The organism is Cupriavidus sp. 94F1 (genome assembly GCF_057798875.1).
Genome location: NZ_JBYOJT010000014.1, coordinates 124,309 through 144,971, shown reverse-complemented (window position 1 = coordinate 144,971; position 20,663 = coordinate 124,309). Strand labels below are relative to the sequence as shown.

Sequence of the window (20,663 nt, the reverse complement as noted above, 5' to 3'; positions counted from 1 at the left end):
GCGCTTTGCGTGCGCTGGGCGGCCTTGTGCACCATCGTGTAGGCGTAGTCGATGCCCATGCCGTAGGCACCCGAGTGTTCCTTCGCCAGGCCCGTCACCGCGTCGTACGTTTCCTTGTTCTTCCAGTCACGCTGCCATTCCAGCAGCACCTGCTGCCACGTCACCGGCACCACGCCGGCCTGGATCATGCGCTGCATGGCGTAGTCGTGCGCTTCCTTGGTGGTGCCGCCCGAGGCGTCGGCCACCATGTAGATCTCGTAATCCCCCTCGAGCATGGCGCTCAGGGCGAAGGTCGTGTTGCACACTTCGGTCCACAGGCCCGCCACGACGATCTTCTTGCGGCCGTTGGCGGCCAGCGAATCGCGCACCTTCTGGTCGTCCCACGAGTTCATCGAGGTGCGTTCGAGCGTTGGCTTGCCCGGGAAGACGTCGAGCAGTTCCGGGTAGGTGTAGCCGGAGAACGATTCGCTCTCGACGGTGGTGATGGTGGTCGGCACGTCGAAGATCTTCGCGGCCTTGGCCAGGCCCACGACGTTGTTCTTCATGGTCTGGCGGTCCATCGACTGCACGCCAAAGGCCATCTGGGGCTGGTGGTCGATGATGATCAGCTGGCTGTTGCGCGGGGTCAGGACTTGCAGTTTGGCGTTCGACATGATGGGCTCCGGTATTAAAAACGATTCAATAAGTTTGAGGTGTTATCGGGCGGCGCTGGCTTCGCTTCGTTCGTTTCGCTGCGTTGCTGCGCTGTCCATGTGCAGAACTATAGCGACCGGCCACCTGCGCAAAGTGGGCTATCGTCGTCATAGTTATTCAAAATTATTGAATTTAAGAATCCCGGCCGATGAGAAACCTGAAACGCCTTTGCAGCGGCCGACGCCCATCCCGCTTGCGCGCCGTGGCAGACCGCAAGTCCGAGCGTTCAGTACCGAGGGGAATTGACTGTGGTGCGCGAGGTACCAGGGGGAGGAACCCGATGGCGCGCCCCTAGGCAGGGCGCGCCGGGCCGCGCGAGGAGGGGGCCCGGCAGTGAGCCGGGCTGGCGTTGGCTGACGTCAGTCCAGGCGGAAGGTCCGCACGACGTCCGCAAGCGTGGCCGCCTGGCCCTGGAGCGCCGCAGCGGCAGCGGTGGACTGTTCCACCAGGGCGGCGTTCTGCTGCACCATCTGGTCGAGCTGGCTGACCGCCACGTTCACTTCCTGAATGCCGCGCGTCTGTTCGCGTGCGGCGCTGGTGATCTCGGAAATGATCTGCGTGACGCGGCCCACGTTGCCGACGATTTCACGCATTGTTTCGCCGCTCAGCCGCACCTGGCCGGAACCGGCATTGACGCTGCCCACCGTCGATTCGATCAGCGTCTTGATTTCCTTGGCGGCCTGCGAACTGCGCTGGGCCAGCGCGCGCACTTCTCCCGCCACCACGGCAAAGCCGCGGCCCTGCTCGCCGGCGCGGGCCGCTTCCACGGCAGCGTTCAGCGCCAGGATATTGGTCTGGAACGCGATGCCCTCGATCACGCCGATGATGTCCGACACCTTCACGGCGGCGCGCTCGATGTCGCCCATCGTGTCGATGGCCCCGGCGATGGCGCTGCCACCCTGGGTGGCCACCTGCTGCGCCTGCGTGGCCGTATCGTCGGCCTGGCGGGCCGCGCTTTCCGACTGGCCCACGGTGGCGGTGATTTCTTCCATCGACGCCGCGGTCTGTTCCAGGCTGGCGGCGGCCGATTCGGTACGGCGCGACAGATCGGCATTGCCTTCCGCAATCTCGTTGGCGGCCACATGTACCGATTCGCTCGCGTCCCGGATCTGGCGCATCACGTGCACGAGCTTGTCGGCAAACGCATTGAAGGCCCGCGCGATCTGCGCCACCTCGTCGGTGCCCTCGGCAGGCAAACGGCGCGTGAGATCGCCATCGCCGGAACCGATCGCCACCATGGCATCGCGAATACCCGACAGCCGGCGGAACGAGACCGCTGTCACGCCTGCCACGATCAGCGCCGCCGCGCAGGCCACGATGACCAGCGAGATGAGCGATGCGATCAGCACGGAACGCATGCCGGCCGTGGCCTCGGCCTTGTCCAGCGCGATCACGGCCACCCAGTCGGTGCCGGCGATCTCGCGGCCACGCAGCAGCTTGCTGGTGCCGCTCACGCTCACGTCCAACGGCACGGTGGCCGACACCAGCGCGCCAAGCTTGTCACCGTCCAGCGCCGGTATCAGATCGGCAATTGGCTTCAGCGTCAGCTTGTCGTCCTGATGCGCGACGATCTTGCCGTCGCGCGCCACCAGGATGCCAAAGCTGGCGGGTGTGGGATGGATCGACCGGACGTTGGCCACCACGGCATCCATGGCCACGTCGCCGCCAATCACGGCCTTGACGCCGCCGTCGCGGATCACCGGCACGGCAAATGTCACCACCAGCTTGCCGCTGCTGGCCGCGATGTAGGGCGGCGTGACGATGGGCTTGCCCGCTGCCACGGCCTGCTTGTACCAGGGCCGCGCGGTGGGATCGTAGTCGGGCTTCAGGCCGGCCGCGTCAGAAAAGCGGTGGCTCTTGTCCGGATAGCCGACGTAGGTCTTGATAAAGCCGCCGGCGCTTGAAACCAGCCGCAGCGCAGGAATGGGATCGTCCTGCAGCGCGGCGTCCTGCAGCGACGCGATCATCTGCGTGTGACTGGACACCCATTCCGCAATGGCGTCCACATGGCCGGTTTGCACGGCGGCGAGGTTGTTGTCGATGGCCTCGTTGTTATAGGCACGGGCGACAAACTGGTTGACGATGGCATTGGCTGCCAGCGCCACGATGACGATGGCCACCGATAGGGCCACGATTCGCGCGCGAAGCGAGGAAAGCATGTGATGAACTCTTCTCTCAGGTTGGCCCGGGTCCGGGCGATTGCATTGCCATCGCATTGACGGCGCGCGCGGGGCCGACTTTAGTGCGGCGCACCATAGAGGTTCCGGCGTCACTTTCTGCCGCTCCGAACGATCGTTCGAGGCCCGTCGGCCGCCTGCCATATCAATACAGGACATCTGCCATACAACCGAGGGAAAACCCGTTGCACTGCAGCATCGACTTGCAATCGCAGGGCGTGCTGCCTATGCTGAACACCAGAATTAGATTTAATTTGTATCTGAGTTGAGAAGCATCTAACGCGTTACATACGCAAACGGGGCGGTCTGACATCCTCCGAGGGAGGGCCGAAGCAGTCGGCAGCAAGCCAGGACGGGAAACGCTGCGAAGGCTCAGGAGGTGATGCAGACCGTATGGAAGTGCAACCGCGCCAATAAGCGGAGCGCCTCCAACAGCGCGCCATGCGGACAGCCAACCATCGCAGCGACGCGCCAATAAGAAGTGAGCGGCCATGGCCACCATTCTTTTGCTCGAGCCACATCCATTGTTGCGTCTCGGTTTGCGCCACCTTTTGGCGCAGGCGCATGTTCCGGGCGATCTCGTCGATCTCGATCCCGCCGTCCTGCACGACCCCGATCCGTGGATCCACCACGCCGATCTGCTCGTCTTCGGCCTGCCGGCCGATGCGGAACAGGGCTGGCACACGCTAGCCGAACTGTGCCGACGCCTGACCCCGTTGCGCGTGCTGGTGCTGGCCGACCAGCTCCCGGTGCCACTGCCCGAGGCCGGCATGCCGGAAGCCGTGCGCGGTCTGCTGGCCAAGACCTGTTCGGCCGATGCGCTGGAAGCCGCCATCCGGCTGGTGCTGGCCGGTGGCGAATGCTTTCCGTCCCAGTTGCCCCCGACGCGTCACGCCGAACCCGGCGCCGCCGAAGCGCGCCATGATGCCGCGCCGATCGTGGTGCCGTTGCATGGCGTGCCGGCTCAACTGAGCGATGCCACAGCGCACGCTCAGGCGGTGCCGCTGGAAACGCCAGCCGCCGGCGCGCATCTGCTCAATATCACCGAACGCCAGTACGAAGTGCTGGCCCTGCTGGCGCGCGGCTATCCGGTCAAGACGGTCAGCCGGCTGCTGAACATTTCGGTGGCCACCGCCAAGACCCACGCCTGCACGCTCTACCAGCGCCTGCATGTGCGCAACAAGGGCGAGGCGGTGTACGTGGCGCTGCAACGCGGGGCCACGCTGAACTGGCCTGGCCCCACGCCGGCCAGGCCCACGCATATCCCGATGTCGTCATTGAGCGCACGGGAGGCCTGTGAGGCCGCATAAGGGAAGTCATTGCGCGTTGCCGGCCAACGGCACGCTTCCACCATTCGCCGGCCCGCCCCTCATCCAAAAGCATGAGGCGGCGGGCTGCCGTGATTGCTAGGTTGTAAGCAGGCGCGGCGCCGGGGGCTGCCGCGGAGATCATCGAAATCTCCGGCACGCACTCCTCTTCGCCATCATTCCACAAGAATACGATGCGCCCCTCCAGGGGCGTCCCGCGGGGGCACCACACCCCGCGGATACACGCGCGCAACAATGCGCGGATGGCAAATAGATGACGACCTATCTCATCGCCAGCAACGAAATGATGTGCCGTATCCTCGCCCGCCGGATGGAGGGCCAGGATATTCCGACACCGGTGCGCTGGCACGGCCCCGAATGGCTGCTCGACGACGATCCCGTCACGATGCGCATGCCGTCGATCGACAATCCCGATGCATCCGAACCGCTGCCGGAAGAGCCGGTGGAAATGGCGCTCGTGGACTGCAGCGGCGTGCCGGGCGACCCGCGCGCGCTGCTGGACCGTGTGCGCGAGCGGCTCGCGCCCCGGCGCTGGCTGGTGCTGTCCGATGCGCTGGATGCCAGGCTGATGGCGCACGCCGCGCTGCTTGGTGCCAACGGATGCCTGGCGGTGCCGGCGCCGGTGGAACTGGTGTGCGCTGCCGCCACGCTGGTGTGGGCGGGCGGACAGTGTTTTCCGCGCAGCGCGCTGACGCTGCTGAGATCGCTGGCTCCGCACGGCACGCAGGCAGCGCCCACGCCGGCCACTCACTTCATCCCTGCGGCGCGGGTAAGTCCCGATGGGACTACTGCCATCGGATGAGGGCGTCCGCGCGTTGATACGACTATGCTGGATTTGCCCACGGCCAGAAGCCGGCGCCTCGGAGAGGCCGGCCGCCGCGGGGAGCAGGGGGTCGTATGGAACACAGTCTGGATATCCTGATTGTCCGCGGGTTCGCCGTGCGCGAAGGCCGTGGCAAGTGGGCATGCTGCTATGAGATACGGCTCGCCATCATTGGCGGGCCGTTGTTGTATCGGGGCGAACTGCATGGCCGATGCTTTGCCACCGAGGATGCCGCCATCGTTGCCGCGCGTGAAATCGGCGAGCGCGAAGCAAGCCGTCACCTGGACACCGCCCGCGCGCTGTTCGTCGCGCTGACACGCACGCCGCCGCCCACCTGACACCCGTCCCACCGTGACCGCCACCCTGTGCGATGCGCGTCCGGTCGATCCGGCGGCTCCAAAAAAGAAGCCCGCCGACCGGGGGACCATGCGGGCTTTGAAATGGCCGCACACGTGGTGCGCGACCATTGCATGGACCATATCGAATCGTCGTGCGGGACAGTATCAACCAGAAGACGCATGGCAACCCGGCATCTCATCCCTGGGCTTGCGGGCGGCGCGCGAAGGCGGCCCCAGTGCTGGCGCGCCCGTGCGGACCACGGCCGCCGGCGCAGGGCATCCGGCACCCGCGTGCGGCCCTCATGCTTCGGGATGGACGGCGGGGGATGATCCATCAAATGATTTGGCGTACGCACCTGCCGCAGGGGTGCTACGCTGCCGCCACGCACCTTTCCACCGCAATTTCGCGGCACCACCGAAGAACCCGATGAACCGCTGGCAACTGATCACCCACTTTGGCGAATCCGCCTTCCTGCTGCCCTGCGCGTGCTTTCTCTACGCGTGGATGCGCTGGCACGGCGCCACCGGCGTGGCGCGGCAATGGATGCTCGCGTTCACCGCCACGGCGCTCGTGGTGCTGGCTTCCAAGCTTGCTTTCATGGGCTGGGGCATCGGCAGTGCATCGCTCAACTTCACGGGGTTCTCCGGCCACGCGATGATGGCGGCGTCGATCCTGCCAGTGGCCTGCTACATCGCCGTGCCCGACAGGCGGCCAGGCCTGGGCCTGCTGGCCGCGCTGGGCGGTGTGCTGATGGCGCTGGCAGTGGGCGTGTCGCGGCTGGCGCTGCATGCGCATTCGCTATCCGAGGTGGCCAGCGGCCTGACGCTTGGTTTCCTGGTCAGCCTGCCGATCGTGGTGCGGCACGGCGTGCCCCGCAGCCCCCGGACGATGCTGGCGATGTGCGCCATGCTGGCCGCGCTGATGGTGTTGCCCACCGGCGGCCTGGCCGGCGCGACCGACGTGATGGTGCAGGAGCTTGCCATGTTCCTTTCGGGGCGCGATCACCTGTACCACCGCGGCGAGTGGGCGGCGCTGCCCGGCGCTGGCATGCGCGCCGCCGGCGATTTCCAGCACGCTTCCCGGTAGGCCGCCGAAGGCGCCCCGGACCTGTGTGCGCCGCCCAACAGACGTTGTCGACCCGCTGCGCAACCATGACCCGAAACAGCTTCCCGCGAGGGGCATGGGGTGGTCATGGCGTCGAACTGGAATGTGGCAGCCGAGCGTAATTCGGCGCTTCACTATCTCTACAGACTCTGCGATGCGCTGCTGATTGCCGCGGCAGGCATCGGCATGGGCGCGATCTACTTTCCGGGTGGCATTCGCGAGGCGGCGCCCGTCAACGGCTTTCTGACGATGCTGTGCGCGCTGGGCGCGCTGGTCGTGTTTCCGGCGTTCGGCCTCTACGAATCCTGGCGCGGCCGCAGCCAGGCCGTGCTGGCGTTGCGGGCCTGCGCCGCGTGGGCGACGGTGTTCCTGACCGGCCTGATGGGCGCGTTCCTGATCCACCAGATCGCCGCGGTGTCGCGTGTCTGGTCGCTGGGCTGGTTCATCAGCTCCATGGTGCTGCTGCTGGTGTCGCGCGCCATCATGTTCCGCATGCTTGCTAACGTCCGCGAGCAGGGCATCAACGCCAAGCGCGTCGTGATCTGCGGGTATGGGCCGCTGGGTCGCGAGATGTTCCTGCGCGTGCAGCAGATTCGCGCCGCCGGCTATCGCGTGGTGGGCATCTACGACGAAGACGGCCAGAACATCCCGGCCGGCGTCGAGCCGCTGCGCACCATGGACGAAGTCAGCGCGATGGTGCGCAGCCAGGGCGTGCGCGAGATCTGGCTCACGCTGCCGATGGCTGCCTGCCGCGACCTGTCCGACGTGGTGCGCCAGTTCCGCAACGAACTGATCGACATCCGCTGGGTGCCCGATGTGGCGTCGGTCGAACTGCTGGGGCACAGGTTCACCGACTTCATGGGCCTGCCCGTGATCGACCTGAACAGCCCGCCGGTATCGGGCGTGACCGGCATCGTCAAGGCGAGCTTCGACCGCGTATTCGCGCTGGCCGTGATACTCGGCCTGAGCCCGGTGCTGCTGCTGATCGCGCTGATGGTCAAGCTGTCGTCGCCGGGGCCGGTGCTGTTCCGCCAGAAGCGGCTGGGCATCGACGGGCAGCCGTTCAGCGTCTACAAGTTCCGCACCATGCGCATGCACCAGGACCACGGCGTGACGCAGGCTACCCGCGACGACCCGCGCGTGACGCGCATCGGCGCTTTCCTGCGCCGCACCAGCCTGGACGAGCTGCCGCAGTTCTTCAATGTGCTGCGCGGCGAGATGTCGGTGGTCGGCCCGCGCCCGCACGCGATGGAGCACAACGAGCTCTACAAGGAACTGATCGATCGCTACATGCTGCGCCATCGCGTGAAGCCGGGCATCACGGGCTGGGCCCAGATCAACGGCCTGCGCGGACAGACCGACACGATCGACAAGATGCGCAAGCGCATCGAGTTCGATATCTATTACATCCAGCATTGGTCGTTCCAGCTGGACCTTCGGATCATCCTGCGTACGGCCCTGCACGGCTGGACAGGCACGGCCGCCTACTGAGCGCCGCGCAACGGCGTCTGGTTGGTGCGACATCGCACCGAGCCCGACGTCCAAAACATCTGGAATGGAGGCCGCATCAAGCCTTCCGAATCGGAGACTTCGAATGAAAACAACAATCCGCAACATCCTGGGAGAAGTGGCCCGCCTCGACGTGCCGCTGGCCACGCTGGCCGATAACGACGACCTGTACGCAGCAGGCCTGTCGTCGCTGGCCACCGTGCATGTGATGCTGGCGCTGGAAAATGCGTTCGATATCGAGATTCCGGATCAAATGCTGACGCGTCAGCTCTTCCGCAGCGTCGATTCGCTTGCGGCGGCGGTGGAAACCATTCGCCGGCAGCAGGAGGCAGCATGAGCACCGCCAAGGTCGCGCTGGCGCATGCCAACCCGGCCGGGGGCAGCGCCATGGCGGGCGACGAACTGATCGCGGCCGCCCGCGAGGTCGCCGCGGTGGCGCAGCGATTTGCCGACGCCGTGGACCACGAGGCGCGCTTTCCGCACGAGGCCTTCGAAGTGCTGCGCCAGAAGGGCCTGCTCGGCGCGATGGTGCCGGCGGTGCTGGGCGGCAGCGGGGCGCCGCTGGCCACCATTGCGGCCATTTGCCGGGTGCTGGGCGAGACGTGCGCATCCACCGGCATGATCTACGCGATGCACCAGATCCAGGTGGCCTGCCTGCTCGAACATGGCACGGGCAGCCCGTGGCATCAGCAGATGCTGGCGCGCGTGGCGGGAGAACAGCTGCTGCTGGCCTCGGCCACGTCCGAGGAAGCCATTGGCGGCGCGTTACGCAGCAGTGGCTGCGCGGTCAACGTGGAAGGCGACCGCTTTCATCTGTTGAAGATGGCGCCGACGATTTCCTATGGGGCGCACGCCGACGGCATCCTGATCACCGCGCGGCGCCACGCCGATGCATCGCCGTCGGACCAGGTCCTGGTCTGCGCGCTGAAGGGCGACTACACGCTGCAGAGCCTGAACGCGTGGGACACGCTGGGCATGCGCGGCACGTGCAGCAACGGATTCCGGCTGGAGGCCACCGGCCAGGTGGATCAGGTGCTGCCGGTGCCGTTCGGCGAGATCGCGGACGCCACCATGACGCCGGTGTCGCACATCCTGTGGAGCGCGTTATGGCTGGGCATTTCCACCGACGCCGTGTCGCGGGCCAAGACCTTCTTCCAGGGCCAGGCGCGTGCACGGCCAGGGCAGTTGCCGCCGTCGGCGCTGCGCGTGGCCGAGGCCGTGAGCCAGCTGCAGATGATGGAAGCCCGCGTCGACATGGCGCTGGAACGCCAGCGCGCGCGCCACGCCGGCGCTTCGGTCTCGGCCGCCTTCGCGCTGGCGGCCGAGATGAACAGTCTGAAGACTGCCATGTCGACGATGGCGCTCGACGTCGTGCAGCAGGCGCTGCTGGTCTGTGGCATGGCTGGCTACAAGCACGGCACGCCGTTCAGCCTGGGCCGCCACCTGCGCGACCTGTGGTCGGCGCCGCTGATGATCAACAACGATCGCATCCAGACCAATACGGCCAATCTGTTGCTGGCCGACCGTTCGTAAGGAGCCATCGATGGATGCCCACGCACTGACCGACGCCGTCGCGGGAGGCGGCGCCGGCGGACTGACCGCCGCACCCACCTATCTGCAGCAGTTGCTGGCTGCCGGCCTGCTGATCGAGACCGGCGTCAAGGGCCTGTATGGCCGCAGCGCGCAGTTCGAGGCGATTGCGGACGGCCTGAACCTGGCCATCACGCGGATCGGTGCCGACCAGCGCGCCGAAGTGCTGCGCTTTCCGCCGGCGCTGGGGCAGCAGGATTTCGAAGCCAGCGAATACCTGAAGAACTTTCCGCAACTGGCCGGCACGATTCACAGCTTCTGCGGCGACGACCGCGCGCACCGCCGGCTGCTGGCGCGCCTGGAAGACAAGGAAGACTGGACCGACCAGCAGGAATTCACGGGCGTGGTGCTGACGCCGGCCGCCTGCTATCCGATCTATCCGGTCGTGGCCAGACGCGGCCCGCTGCCGCCCGACGGCAAGGTGGTGGACGTGCTGTCGTATTGCTACCGGCACGAGCCGTCGCTGGAGCCCACGCGCATGCAGTTGTTCCGGCAGCGCGAGTACGTGTGCCTGGGGTCGGCCGAGCGCATCGTGGCGTTCCGCCAGCTGTGGATGGAGCGCGGCCAGGCACTGGCCGAGGCACTGCAGTTGCCCGTGGAAGTGGATGTGGCCAACGACCCGTTCTTCGGCCGCGGCGGCAAGATCGTGGCCGACAGCCAGCGCGAGCTGAAGCTCAAGTTCGAACTGCTGATTCCGGTCAACGATGGCGCGCCACCCACCGCGTGCATGAGTTTCAACTACCACATGGACCATTTCGGAGCGCTGTGGCACATCGGCCTGGCCGATGGCGGTGTGGCCCACACGGGGTGCGTGGGCTTTGGCATCGAGCGGCTGACGCTGGCTCTGCTCAAGCACCACGGACTAAACCCGGCACAGTGGCCGCAAGCGGTGCGCGAGACGCTGGGAGGCGTGTAAATGTACGGAGACGGCAAGGCGGTACGGGCGCGCGGCGGCGCGCATGCGCTGCACGGTGGCAATCCGGTGTGGTCGCATGCGAACCGCCATATCGACCTGTGGGTCGAACTGTTGCATGGATGGGACTTCGAACCCATTGCCGCCTTGCCGTTCACCGTCACACTCGACTTCGAGGGCGACCAGTTCACGTCCTCGAACATCCCGTCGATAGACCTGGAGCGCCTGTACGGCATCGTCAAGGACGAACTGTCGACCTACGGCCGGCTGGAATCGCATGTGGCCGCGCAGACCAATCGCGGCAACGCGGTACTGCTGGAGGTGGACAGCTTCCAGCTGCCGCAGCCGGCGGGCGCCTATCGCCGGCAGCACGCGCGGGCGTGCATCGCGATCGACGTACTGGTGCCTGAGGCCACCGCGGTGGGCTACTACCACCATGACGGCTATCACACGGCGAGTGGCGACGACTACCTGGCCATCTTCCGCATGCCGGCCCATGAAACGATGTGGGGCGTGGCCACCTTTCCGCAAGCCGAGGTGGTGCGCCGGCGCTTTCCGGGGCTGACCGAGGATGCGCTGCAGCGCGCGTCGCTGGATCTGCTGCGTGGCCATCTGGCGCGGCGCCCGCGGGAGAATCCGATCCAGGCGTTCCGGGCCGCGTTTCCGGCGCATCTGGAACAACTGATGGCGCGCGGCGAGCCCAACTTCCAGATCTACGCGGCCAGCGTGCTGCGCCAGCTTGGCGCGAACTTCGAGCTGCTGGGTCGCTATGTACGCTGGCTGGTCATGCAGGGAGAGACCTTGCCCGACTCCGTGGCCGAGGCGTGCTACACGATGGCGTCCGAGGCCATGGTGATGCAGTTCCGCCTGATGCGGGCGGTGATCAGCCACAAGGCCGACAGCTGCGAGGACTGCCTGGAGCAGCTGGAACTGGCCTACCAGGGCACGGTTCCGGCGCTGGCGGCCCACTTCGGAGAAACCGTCACATGACCGCTCGCGATCCGGAACCGGCGCTCCTGCCCATCTTGCGGCCCGGTGTGGCCGTGGGCCGGGCGCGTCTGGAAGGCGACTGGACCTTCCTCGAAACCTTCGCCAACGCCGCCGCGCATCCGGGCGAACTGTCGGAGACCGGGCACTGGCTGCCCGCAACGGTGCCCGGTACGGTGGCCAGCGCGCTGGGCGCGGCCGGGCGCTGGGACGATGCATCGCCGCCACCGCTGCACCAGCACGACTACTGGTATCGGCTGCATTTCGCGGGCAGCGGCCGCCGCCTGCTGCGCTTCAACGGCCTGGCGACGATTGCCGAGGTCTGGCTCAACGGCCGGCACGTGCTGACCACGCGCCACATGTTCGCCGCGCACCAGGTGGAGGTGGAGCTGGCCGGCGACGACAACGTGCTCCATATCTGTTTTCGCGCGCTGTATCCGTGGCTGCGCACCCAGCGCGGGCCCGTACGCTGGAAGCCGCGCATGATCCAGCCGCCGTCGCTGCGTACCGTGCGTACCACGCTGCTCGGGCACATGCCCGGCTGGTGCCCGCCGGTGCACGCGGTGGGGCCATGGCGCGACATCGAATTGCTGGACCCGCTCGGTACCGATCCCACGCATGGCGTACGCGCCGAGATGTCGGGGCGGATCGACGGCACCGAGGGCGTGGTGGACCTGCAGCTCCATTTTCCGGGCGCCGCGCCGGCGCACGGTGCGTTCTCGGCCATCGGCCCCGACCATGCCATCTGGCGTGGCGATCTGCATCGCACCGGTCCGCACACGCTGGCGGGCACGCTGCGCGTACCCGACGCACGGCGCTGGTGGCCGCATACCCACGGCGACCCGGCACTGTATCGCGTGGACGCGAGCATGGACGGTCACGTCCTGGCCTGCGGCAATGTCGGCTTCCGCACGATTACCGAGGACCGCGATGGCGAGCCGGGCGCGTTCGGGCTGCGCGTCAACGGCGAGCGCGTGTTCTGCCGGGGCGCCTGCGTGTCCAGCCACGACCTGCCCGGCCTGGCGGACACCGACGAGGCCGTGGCCCGCTGGCTGCGGCTGGCGCGCGACGCCGGGGCCAACATGGTGCGCGTCAGCGGCGTGACCTGTTACCCGGGCGAATCGTTCTATCGGCAGTGCGACGCACTGGGCCTGCTGGTGTGGCAGGACTTCATGTTCGCCAACTTCGACTATGGCGGCGACACCGGGGCGGCGTGGATGGATGATGCGCGGCGCGAAGTCTCGCAATGGCTCGCATCGTCTGGCGCCCACCCCAGCCTGGCCGTGCTGTGCGGCGGCAGCGAGGCCGAACAGCAGGCGGCGATGATGGGCGTGCCGCGCGGCGCATGGCGCCAGCCGCTGTTCGACACACTGATTCCGGGGCTGGTGGCCGAGCATCGGCCCGATGTGATCTACGTGCGCAATTCGCCCAGTGGAGGCGCCTGGCCGTTCCAGGCCGATACCGGCGTATCGCACTACTACGGCGTGGGGGCCTACCAGCGTCCGCTCAGCGATGCGCGCCTGGCCAATGTCCGTTTCACCTCGGAATGCCTGGCCTTTGCCAACGTGCCATGCACGCGCACGCTGGCCGATGCGGCCATGTCGCAGCCGTACCACGATCCGCGCTGGAAGGCGCGCGTGCCGCGCGATGCCGGCGCCGGCTGGGATTTCGAGGATATCCGCGACTTCTACCTGCGCGCGCTGTTCGACGTCGATCCGCCGCGCCTGCGGTACGAACGGCCGGCGCGCTACCTGCAGCTGTCGCGCGCCGTGGTGGCGGAGATCATGACCGACGTGTTCGGCGAATGGCGCCGCGCCGGCTCCAGCTGTCGGGGCGGGCTGGTCTGGCAGTTGCAGGATCTGCTGCCCGGCGCGGGATGGGGCATCGTCGATGCCTATGCGCGGCCCAAATCGGCCTGGCATGCGCTGCGCCAGGTCTGGCAGCCGCTGCAGGTCATCCTGACGGATGAGGGGCTCAACGGGCTGCACATCCATCTGGTCAACGAGACCGCGGTGCCGCGCACGGTGCGGCTGGCACTGCGTTGCCTGCGCGACGGCGAGGCCGTGGTCGCGCAGGCCGACCAGACGCTGACGCTGGCGCCGCGCGAGACCCGGCGGTTGGTGGCGGCGGAACTGCTCGATCACTTTTTCGATTTCACCTACGCCTACCGGTTCGGGCCGCCCGCGCACGACGTGGTGCTGGCTACGCTGCACGACGCGTCGCCCGATGCCGGTGCCGACCCGACGGCGAGCCTCTTGCTGAGCCAGTCGGCGTACCTGCCGGACCGCCGCGCCGACGCGCTGCTGGACCCGGGCCTCGCCGCCAGCGTGGCGTGCGAGGACGGCGTCTGGTGGCTGACCGTCAGCGCCCGCCGCTTTGCGCGCTGGGTCCATGTCGACGATTACGCCTGGTTGCCTGAAACCAACTGGTTCCACCTGGGGCCCGGGGAGTCGCGCCGTATCCGCCTGATGCACGATGGGGCGGATGCCACCCGGGCGGGAGCCATCCCTTCGGGTGAAGTATCTGCCTTGAACGCGTCTCGCCCGGTCAGCTACGACGGCTGAACTCATCCTTCTCCACCTGCCCGCCAGGCCGCTTCTGGCGCGGCAGGACACATTTCCCCCCTCCCGCCGGATGGTATGCACGCCCGTGCAGCCGCCGCCACGCCTCACCCGTTTTCCTACATCCAACCTACCCATGGATGACGCCCTGACCTATCCGTCTGCCTACTGTCAGTTCTGTGCTCCATGGCACTTAATACAGCCAACAACGAAGACGAAACCGGAGCGCCCACGGCAACACGCTCCGGCAGGGTTCACGGGTGGCGGCCTCAGGGCCGCCGGGCATTCGCCAGCAAGCTTGCTAATAGAAAAGCGGAGCGGCGATGTCGGGTCACGCGTCTCGCAGGTACTGCGGCGTTCCGACGTCATTGCTCCGGGGTCACACGGAGGAAGAAATGATTACGCAACGGTCGGACCTGCATGTCAATCATCTGCTCAATGCACTCCCGCGTCGTGAATGGGACGCGTTGTCGCGCCACTTCGAACTCGTCCGCCTGCGTGCAGGGGAGCTGCTGACCGACTCGGGCCAGCGCATCGTCCACGTGTACTTTCCCACCACGTCAGTGGTCTCGCTGCTGTCGTTGCTGGAAGACGGCGCCACGGTGGAATTCGCCGCGGTCGGCAACGAAGGGCTGGTGGGCATCCCCGTGGTGACCGGCGGCGACACGATGCCGAGCCGCGTGGAAGTGCGCAGCCCCGGCTTCGCCTACCGCATTCCGGCCCGTGTGCTGCGTGCGGAGCTGGCCCAGCTACCGGCGCTGCAGCGCGTGACGTTGCTCTATGTGCAGGCCGTGCTCACGCAGATCGCGCAGACGGCGGCCTGCAACCGCCATCACTCGCTGAACAAGCAGCTGTGCCGCTGGCTGCTGCTGGCCATCGACCGCATGAACTCGAACGAACTGGTGATCACGCAGCAGGTCATCGCCAACATGCTCGGCGTACGCCGCGAGGGCGTCACGGAAGCGGCCGGCAAGCTGGAAGACCTGGGCCTGATCCACCACAGCCGCGGCCATATCACCGTGCTGGACCGCTGCGGCCTGGAGCATCATTCGTGCGAGTGCTACAAGCTGGTCAAGCGCGAGTACGATCGCCTGCTGCCGGCCCTGACGCTGGCGCAGGTCTGACCGCGGCGCCCATGCCGCATGCACCGGATGCCACCCGCCGCGTGGCGATGGCGTCCAGGGCTTGTGGCATGCGCTGGCGGGTTTCAGCCGTGGGCGGGATCCGTGCTGCCGAACGACGACACCAGGCCAGCCATCGTCATGTCGTAGGCCGATTCGAGCGTGTCGAGGCACTCGGTGCAGGGGTCGGGCCGCGCGCGTGCCGCGGCGCGCGCCAGGCGGAACTGCAGCACCTTGCATTCGGCCGCGATGGTGCCGGGCAGCGCGCGCAGGGCCGCCGGGACGCGGTAGCCATGCTCGTCGAGCCAGTTCAGGCAATGCTGCAGCATTTCGAAGTTGGCGCCGAGCTGTCGGGGAAGATTGAAACCGTAGTGGTGGAAGTACGCGTCGCCACGCGCAAGGATCCTGTCGACGTGCGCGGGAAACTCGGCACGCCACCGCACGATGGGACTTTGCGCGGGGCGGCGGCCCAGGTGTCTGCGCATCAGCCGTGCCACCGCGTTGGCCAGCTCGCGTCCCTGCAGCGCCGGACGCACGCGCGCGGCGGACTCGACGTACGGGAACAGGATATTGCCGTTGTCGCGCAGGTCTGGCGTGAGCCGCATCAGGCCGCGATAGTCGTCGCCATCGACGGTGTAGTGGCCCAGGCCGTGATAGTAGGACAGGGTTTGCCGCGCCGTGTCGATGCCGTCGATCGCCACTGTCGTCTTCACGTGATTCGCACGGTAGGCCGTGGCGCGCGTGTCGGGCAGGTAGAAGCTGTCCACCTCCACCAGCATGGTCTTGCCGCGCGAAACCTGCTCGGCCACGTGCGCTTCGAGCGTGTCGTAGACGGCGCACTCCTGCACCACCGTGCCATACAGCTGTTCGAGATCCGCCTGCGGATACTTGAAGAAGGTGAAATGGTCGCCCTCGAAATCCTGTGCCACGGTGAACGGCAGCGCCGCGCGCGGGTCGAGGTGCCAGCCATACAGCAGTTCGATCCACAGGTCCATGTAGCAGTTCGATTCCGGCCAGATCGCCGATTCGCCATGCAGCAGGCGCTGGGGCGCCACGATGGGGCGGGCGGCCGCCGGTTCGGGCGTCGCCGACTCCGGGGCATTCGCTGTGCGTTGAACCATCTGTTTCAGTTCTCCGGGTTGGGGCGGCAACGGCGCCAGGCCGGCCATGCGAGAAGCGCGGTCCACCGAATTGGAGCCGTTCGGACCGGGCAAATCGGTACGTTTTCCAACAAAGCCGGCGTTGTCGGGCAACGCGTACGGTGCCGCGTCGAGCATGTGCGGAATCGAACAGAGCCGTGCCAGAGCAGCTTCCTACACTGGCTCCATCCACTCTGGCGCGTAGCGTGGATGCTTGCCCGAGGCGTCTGTCGCGACAGCACAGGTTGCCCGGGTCATCCCGGATCCGAGCCGAAAACGGACAGTCCCAAGCAGGAGGCATGATGAGAATTCCGACCCGAGGGAGCAATGTTCCCTCCGCCCCCGTCCCCACCATGGTGGAAGCCGCCAGTCAGGGAGCCTCCGCGGCGCCGGTGCGGCTGGCGGCGATCCAGCCGGTCATCCTGGCGGGCGGCGCCGGTACCCGGCTCTGGCCGTTGTCGCGCGAGCAGCATCCCAAGCAGCTGCTGAACCTGGTGGCGGAGAACACCCTGCTGGAAGCCACAGCGCGCCGTCTCGAAGGCATCGCGTTGATGGCGGGACGGCCGTCTGGCGTCGAGGCGCCACAGATCGTCGTCTGCGGCGAGGAGCATCGCTTCATGATCGCGGCGATGATGAAACGCTCGGGCAAGCCGGCGCACATCGTGGCCGAACCCTGCGGACGCAACACCGCGCCCGCACTGACCATGGCCGCGCTGCATGCCATCGCGAATGCCGGCGAAGCGGGCGATGTGGTGATGGTGGCCACGCCGGCGGATCATGCGGTGCTCGACACCGAGGCGTTCCGCGCCGCACTGGCCGTCGCCGTGCGCCATGCCGACCGTGGCGCGATCGTGACGCTCGGCGTGCGGCCCAGCACGCCGGAAACCGGCTTTGGCTACATCCGCACGGGCAAGCTGTCGCAGGAAGGCGCGCTGACGCTGGAGCGCTTCGTTGAGAAGCCGCACCTGGAACTGGCCACCGCCTATGTGGAATCGGGCGACTACTGGTGGAACAGCGGCGTCTACGTGGTGCGGGCCTCGGTATGGCTGCGCGCGCTAGCGCAACTGCAGCCCGACATGATGCGCCAATGCCAGGCGGCCTACGACCAGGCGCAACGCGCCGCCAAGGGCGATGCGCTGTGCCTGTGCAAGGAAGCCTTCGAGGCGTGCCCGTCGGATTCCATCGACTATGCGGTCATGGAGAAGATCGAGGCGCTGCCCGACGTGCCGGCCATGCTGGTGCCGATGGACCCCGGCTGGTCCGACGTGGGATCGTGGGCAGCGATCTGGGACATCGCCGAGAAGGATGCTTCCGGCAACGTGGCGCGCGGGCGTGTGGTGTTCGACGGCGCCTCGTCGTGCCTGGCGCATTCCGAAGGCCGCCTGATCGCCTGCGTGGGCGTGCAGGACGTGGTGGTGGTGGAGACGGCCGACGCGGTGTTGGTGGTCGACAAGGCGCACGTCCAGGACGTGAAGAACGTGGTGCAACGCCTGCGTGCCGAGCATGGCAGCGAGGTGGTGAACCATCGCAAGGTGCAGCGGCCGTGGGGCTGCTACGACTCGATCGATCACGGCGACCGTTTCCAGGTCAAGCGGATCGTGGTCGAGCCGGGCGCCAGCCTGTCGCTCCAGATGCACTACCACCGCGCCGAGCACTGGGTCGTGGTGCGCGGGACCGCGCGCGTGACCTGTGGCGATACGGTGAGCATCCTGTCGGAGAACCAGTCCACGTATATCCCCATCGGCACGCAGCACCGCCTGGAGAACCCGGGCAAGACGCCGCTGGAGATCATCGAGGTGCAATCGGGTTCGTATCTGGGCGAGGACGACATCGTACGGTTCGATGACAACTACGGGCGCAAGTAGCGTTGCGCGCCGGCAGGCGCCGGCGGGCATTCGAAGCAATAGGGGGACGTTGTGACCAACATGTCTTTTGCGGCCGGGGCCGCGCCGGCCGCGCCGGCAACAGCGGCGCAAGCGGGCGGCAACCCGTGGCGTGCGATGCTCGATCGTGCCGGATGGATTCTCGGCGCGGGTCTGGCGGGCGGCGCCATCGCATGGGTCTTCGCGGTATCGCAGCCCCATGAGTACAGTGCCAGCGCGCTCGTGCAGGTGCAGCAGCCGCGCGACAACGCGGCCACGGCGCGAACCAACGCGCTGAGCATGACGGCGACGCCGATGCCATTCGATGTCGGCCTGCTGCGCAGCCGGACCGTGGTGGCGCCCGTGGTCGAGCGCCTTCATCTTGATATCTCGGCCCGGCCGCTGCGCGCGCCGCTGATAGGCGGGCTGGCCGCTCACTTCGCCACGCCGGGGCGGTTGTCCGGGCCGTGGCCGGAAAGCCTCGGCTATGCCTGGGGTGGGGAGCAGCTGTCCGTGGAGCGGCTCGCCGTGCCCGAACGACTGCTGAACGTGCCGCTGACGCTGCAGGTGCTGCCCAATGGCGGCTACCGGCTCTATGACCAGGACACCGAACTGCTGTCCGGCCGCGTCGGAAACCCGGCGGAAGCCAACGGCGTGGCAATGCAGGTCGCGAGCATCGACGCGCGCCCGGGCACCCGGTTCGTGGTCACGCGCCATGATCTCGTGCAGACGGTCGACGCCGTGGCCAACGGGCTGCGCATCGAAATGCAGCCGGGCGACGCCGGCACCGTCAGCATTGCCTGGCGCAATGCCGACCGCACGGCGGTTGCGGCGCTGGTCAACGGCATTACCGAGTCGTTCATCGGCAAACAGGCGATGCAGCGTCGCGACGACACCGCCGCGACGCTGGCTTTCCTGTCCGGCGAGATCCCGCGCGTCAAGGCCGAGCTGGAGCGTGCCGAGACCGCGCTGACGAAGTACCGCTCGAAGGCGGGGTCTATCGCACCGACCCAGGACGCGCAGTCGTACCTGACCGGCAGCATGGACTACCAGCGCCAGATTGCCGTGCTGAAGCTCGAACGCATGAAGTTGCTGCAGCGTTTCACGGAGGAGGCCAACGAGGTCAAGACCGTCGACAACCAGATCCAACAGCTCGTGCGCGAACGCAAGGACATGGATTCGCGCTATCAGAACCTGTCGTCGACCGAACGGGAGTCCGTGGCCCTGACGCGTGACGTCAAGGTGGCCGAGGACATGTACATGACCCTGCGCAACAAGGCCGAACAGCTGTCGTTGCTGCAACTGGACCGCACCGGACAGGTGCGGGTGCTGGACAGCGCGCTGCTGCCGATGCGGCCGGTCGGCCTGGGTCCGTGGCCGGCCACCATCGCCGGCGCGCTGATGGGGCTCTGCCTGGCCATGGCATGCGTGGCGGTGCGCCAGCGCGTGCGGCCCACGCTCGACAACGTCAACGAAGCCGAGGCGCGCCTGGGCCTGGCGATGCTCGGCGACATCGTGTTCAGCCAGGAGCAGGTGGAACTGGAGCGGCTGGTCGACGCGCGAGCCAGGTCAGCCTGGCCGGACGGCGAGGTGGCGGGGCTGCTGGCGCAGCAATCGCAGCAGTCACCGCAGTCGGGTCACGCGCTGGTCGATCCGGACGAACTGGCCGAGCATGCAGACGACGATATCGACGGCGCCGAACGGCTGCTCAGGCTCGGGCTGCACGACCAGTTCCTGCTGGCGCGCAACGCCCCGCATTCGATGGCCGTGGAAGGCCTGCGCAACGTCCGCGCCGCGCTGCATTTCTCGCTGCGCGACACGCCGCAACGCGTGGTGGCCGTTACCAGCCCCACGGCGGGCGCCGGCAAGACGTTCGCGTCGGTCAATCTTGCCGTGCTGTTCGCCGAAGCCGGCCAGCGGGTATTGCTGATCGATGCCGACCTGCGGCGTGGCAAGGTGGCGAACTGGATGGACCTGCATACCGGCCCCGGCCTGGCCGACGTGCTGTCCGGCCGTGCGTCGCTGCCCGATGCCGTGCAGCTGACGGCCGTGAACGGGCTGTCGGTGCTGCCGGCCGGGGCGCCGCCCGACAATCCCTCCGAACTGCTGATGAGCCCCGCGTTCGCAAGATCCCTGCAGGCGTGCGCGGAGCGCTTCGACCTGGTGATGATCGACACCCCGCCGATCATGGCCGTCGCGGATGCGGCGCTGGTGGCCAACTGCGTGAACGCGACGCTGCTGGTGCTGCGCGCCGACACCACGCTGCCTTCGCAGGTCGATGAATCGCTGAAGCGCCTGGCGCGTGCCAACGCCACGCTGCTAGGCGGCATTCTCAATGGCGTCGTGCCCAAGCGCAGCAACCGCACGGACTTCACCGCCATGAATCCCTACCTCGGCATGCCGGTGACGGCACCCTCACTCAAGCAGATCGGTCATACCCCGGCGGCATAAGAAAAACCGGCGACTGATCGAACCGGCCACCGGTGCTGGCGTACCCGTTTCTGCGGGTGCCGGCAT

16 protein-coding genes are annotated in these 20,663 nt (G+C 67.3%); 13 read left to right on the top strand and 3 right to left on the bottom strand.

Features of this window, described 5'->3' with window-relative positions; all coding sequences use genetic code 11:
• The coding region (locus tag AC3FJ6_RS24925; protein WP_488774157.1) for a hydrolase at nt 1-653 on the bottom strand (653 nt) is incomplete at its 3' end.
• Between the two features lie 399 nt (nt 654-1,052).
• Nucleotides 1,053-2,852: a methyl-accepting chemotaxis protein gene (locus AC3FJ6_RS24920; protein ID WP_488774156.1), complete on the bottom strand. Its 1,800-nt coding sequence runs from the start codon at nt 2,850-2,852 to the stop codon at nt 1,053-1,055.
• A gap of 509 nt (nt 2,853-3,361) precedes the next feature.
• On the opposite strand from AC3FJ6_RS24920, the gene AC3FJ6_RS24915 reads away from it, so the two are divergent.
• The 11 genes from AC3FJ6_RS24915 (at nt 3,362) to AC3FJ6_RS24865 (ending at nt 15,148) form a co-directional block, all read left to right on the top strand.
• The gene (locus AC3FJ6_RS24915; protein WP_488774155.1) at nt 3,362-4,180 is read left to right on the top strand and encodes a helix-turn-helix transcriptional regulator; all 819 of its coding nucleotides are present in this window, start codon (nt 3,362-3,364) and stop codon (nt 4,178-4,180) included.
• A 271-nt stretch (nt 4,181-4,451) separates the two neighbouring features.
• Complete coding sequence (locus tag AC3FJ6_RS24910; RefSeq protein WP_488774154.1) at nt 4,452-5,000, top strand: DNA-binding response regulator; 549 nt, start codon at nt 4,452-4,454, stop codon at nt 4,998-5,000.
• Between the two features lie 95 nt (nt 5,001-5,095).
• Complete coding sequence (locus tag AC3FJ6_RS24905) at nt 5,096-5,359, top strand: hypothetical protein (protein ID WP_153948710.1); 264 nt, start codon at nt 5,096-5,098, stop codon at nt 5,357-5,359.
• A gap of 427 nt (nt 5,360-5,786) precedes the next feature.
• Entirely contained in the window at nt 5,787-6,446 is a 660-nt protein-coding gene (locus AC3FJ6_RS24900) for a phosphatase PAP2 family protein (protein ID WP_488774153.1), read from the top strand.
• Between the two features lie 105 nt (nt 6,447-6,551).
• Nucleotides 6,552-7,955 carry an undecaprenyl-phosphate glucose phosphotransferase gene (locus AC3FJ6_RS24895; protein WP_488774152.1) on the top strand — a complete coding sequence of 468 codons (1,404 nt, stop codon included), beginning with the start codon at nt 6,552-6,554 and terminating at the stop codon, nt 7,953-7,955.
• A 103-nt stretch (nt 7,956-8,058) separates the two neighbouring features.
• The gene (locus tag AC3FJ6_RS24890; protein WP_092603394.1) at nt 8,059-8,310 is read left to right on the top strand and encodes an acyl carrier protein; all 252 of its coding nucleotides are present in this window, start codon (nt 8,059-8,061) and stop codon (nt 8,308-8,310) included.
• Complete coding sequence (locus AC3FJ6_RS24885) at nt 8,307-9,506, top strand: acyl-CoA dehydrogenase family protein (protein ID WP_488774151.1); 1,200 nt, start codon at nt 8,307-8,309, stop codon at nt 9,504-9,506. Before AC3FJ6_RS24890 ends, AC3FJ6_RS24885 begins: the two co-directional genes overlap by 4 nt.
• 10 nt (nt 9,507-9,516) lie before the next feature.
• A complete protein-coding gene (locus AC3FJ6_RS24880) occupies nt 9,517-10,479 on the top strand; it encodes an amino acid--[acyl-carrier-protein] ligase (RefSeq protein WP_153948706.1) in 963 nt (320 codons plus the stop codon).
• Nucleotides 10,480-11,466: a DUF1839 family protein gene (locus AC3FJ6_RS24875; protein WP_488774150.1), complete on the top strand. Its 987-nt coding sequence runs from the start codon at nt 10,480-10,482 to the stop codon at nt 11,464-11,466. It abuts the gene before it with no gap.
• The gene (locus AC3FJ6_RS24870) at nt 11,463-14,027 is read left to right on the top strand and encodes a glycoside hydrolase family 2 protein (protein WP_488774149.1); all 2,565 of its coding nucleotides are present in this window, start codon (nt 11,463-11,465) and stop codon (nt 14,025-14,027) included. Before AC3FJ6_RS24875 ends, AC3FJ6_RS24870 begins: the two co-directional genes overlap by 4 nt.
• 392 nt (nt 14,028-14,419) lie before the next feature.
• On the top strand, nt 14,420-15,148 hold the full coding sequence (locus tag AC3FJ6_RS24865) for a Crp/Fnr family transcriptional regulator (protein WP_400397499.1): 729 nt from the start codon (nt 14,420-14,422) through the stop codon (nt 15,146-15,148).
• Between the two features lie 83 nt (nt 15,149-15,231).
• Here the strand turns inward: AC3FJ6_RS24865 and AC3FJ6_RS24860 are convergent, their stop codons facing one another.
• A complete protein-coding gene (locus AC3FJ6_RS24860) occupies nt 15,232-16,266 on the bottom strand; it encodes a DUF1839 family protein (protein ID WP_488774148.1) in 1,035 nt (344 codons plus the stop codon).
• Nucleotides 16,267-16,586: 320 nt separating this feature from the next.
• Between AC3FJ6_RS24860 and AC3FJ6_RS24855 the strand changes: the two genes are divergently transcribed.
• Both AC3FJ6_RS24855 and AC3FJ6_RS24850 read left to right on the top strand, forming a co-directional pair.
• On the top strand, nt 16,587-18,149 hold the full coding sequence (locus tag AC3FJ6_RS24855) for a mannose-1-phosphate guanylyltransferase/mannose-6-phosphate isomerase (protein WP_488774164.1): 1,563 nt from the start codon (nt 16,587-16,589) through the stop codon (nt 18,147-18,149).
• A gap of 60 nt (nt 18,150-18,209) precedes the next feature.
• Nucleotides 18,210-20,597, top strand: coding sequence for a polysaccharide biosynthesis tyrosine autokinase (locus AC3FJ6_RS24850; RefSeq protein WP_488774147.1), 2,388 nt, complete (start codon nt 18,210-18,212; stop codon nt 20,595-20,597).
• The last annotated feature ends 66 nt before the right edge of the window (nt 20,598-20,663 follow it).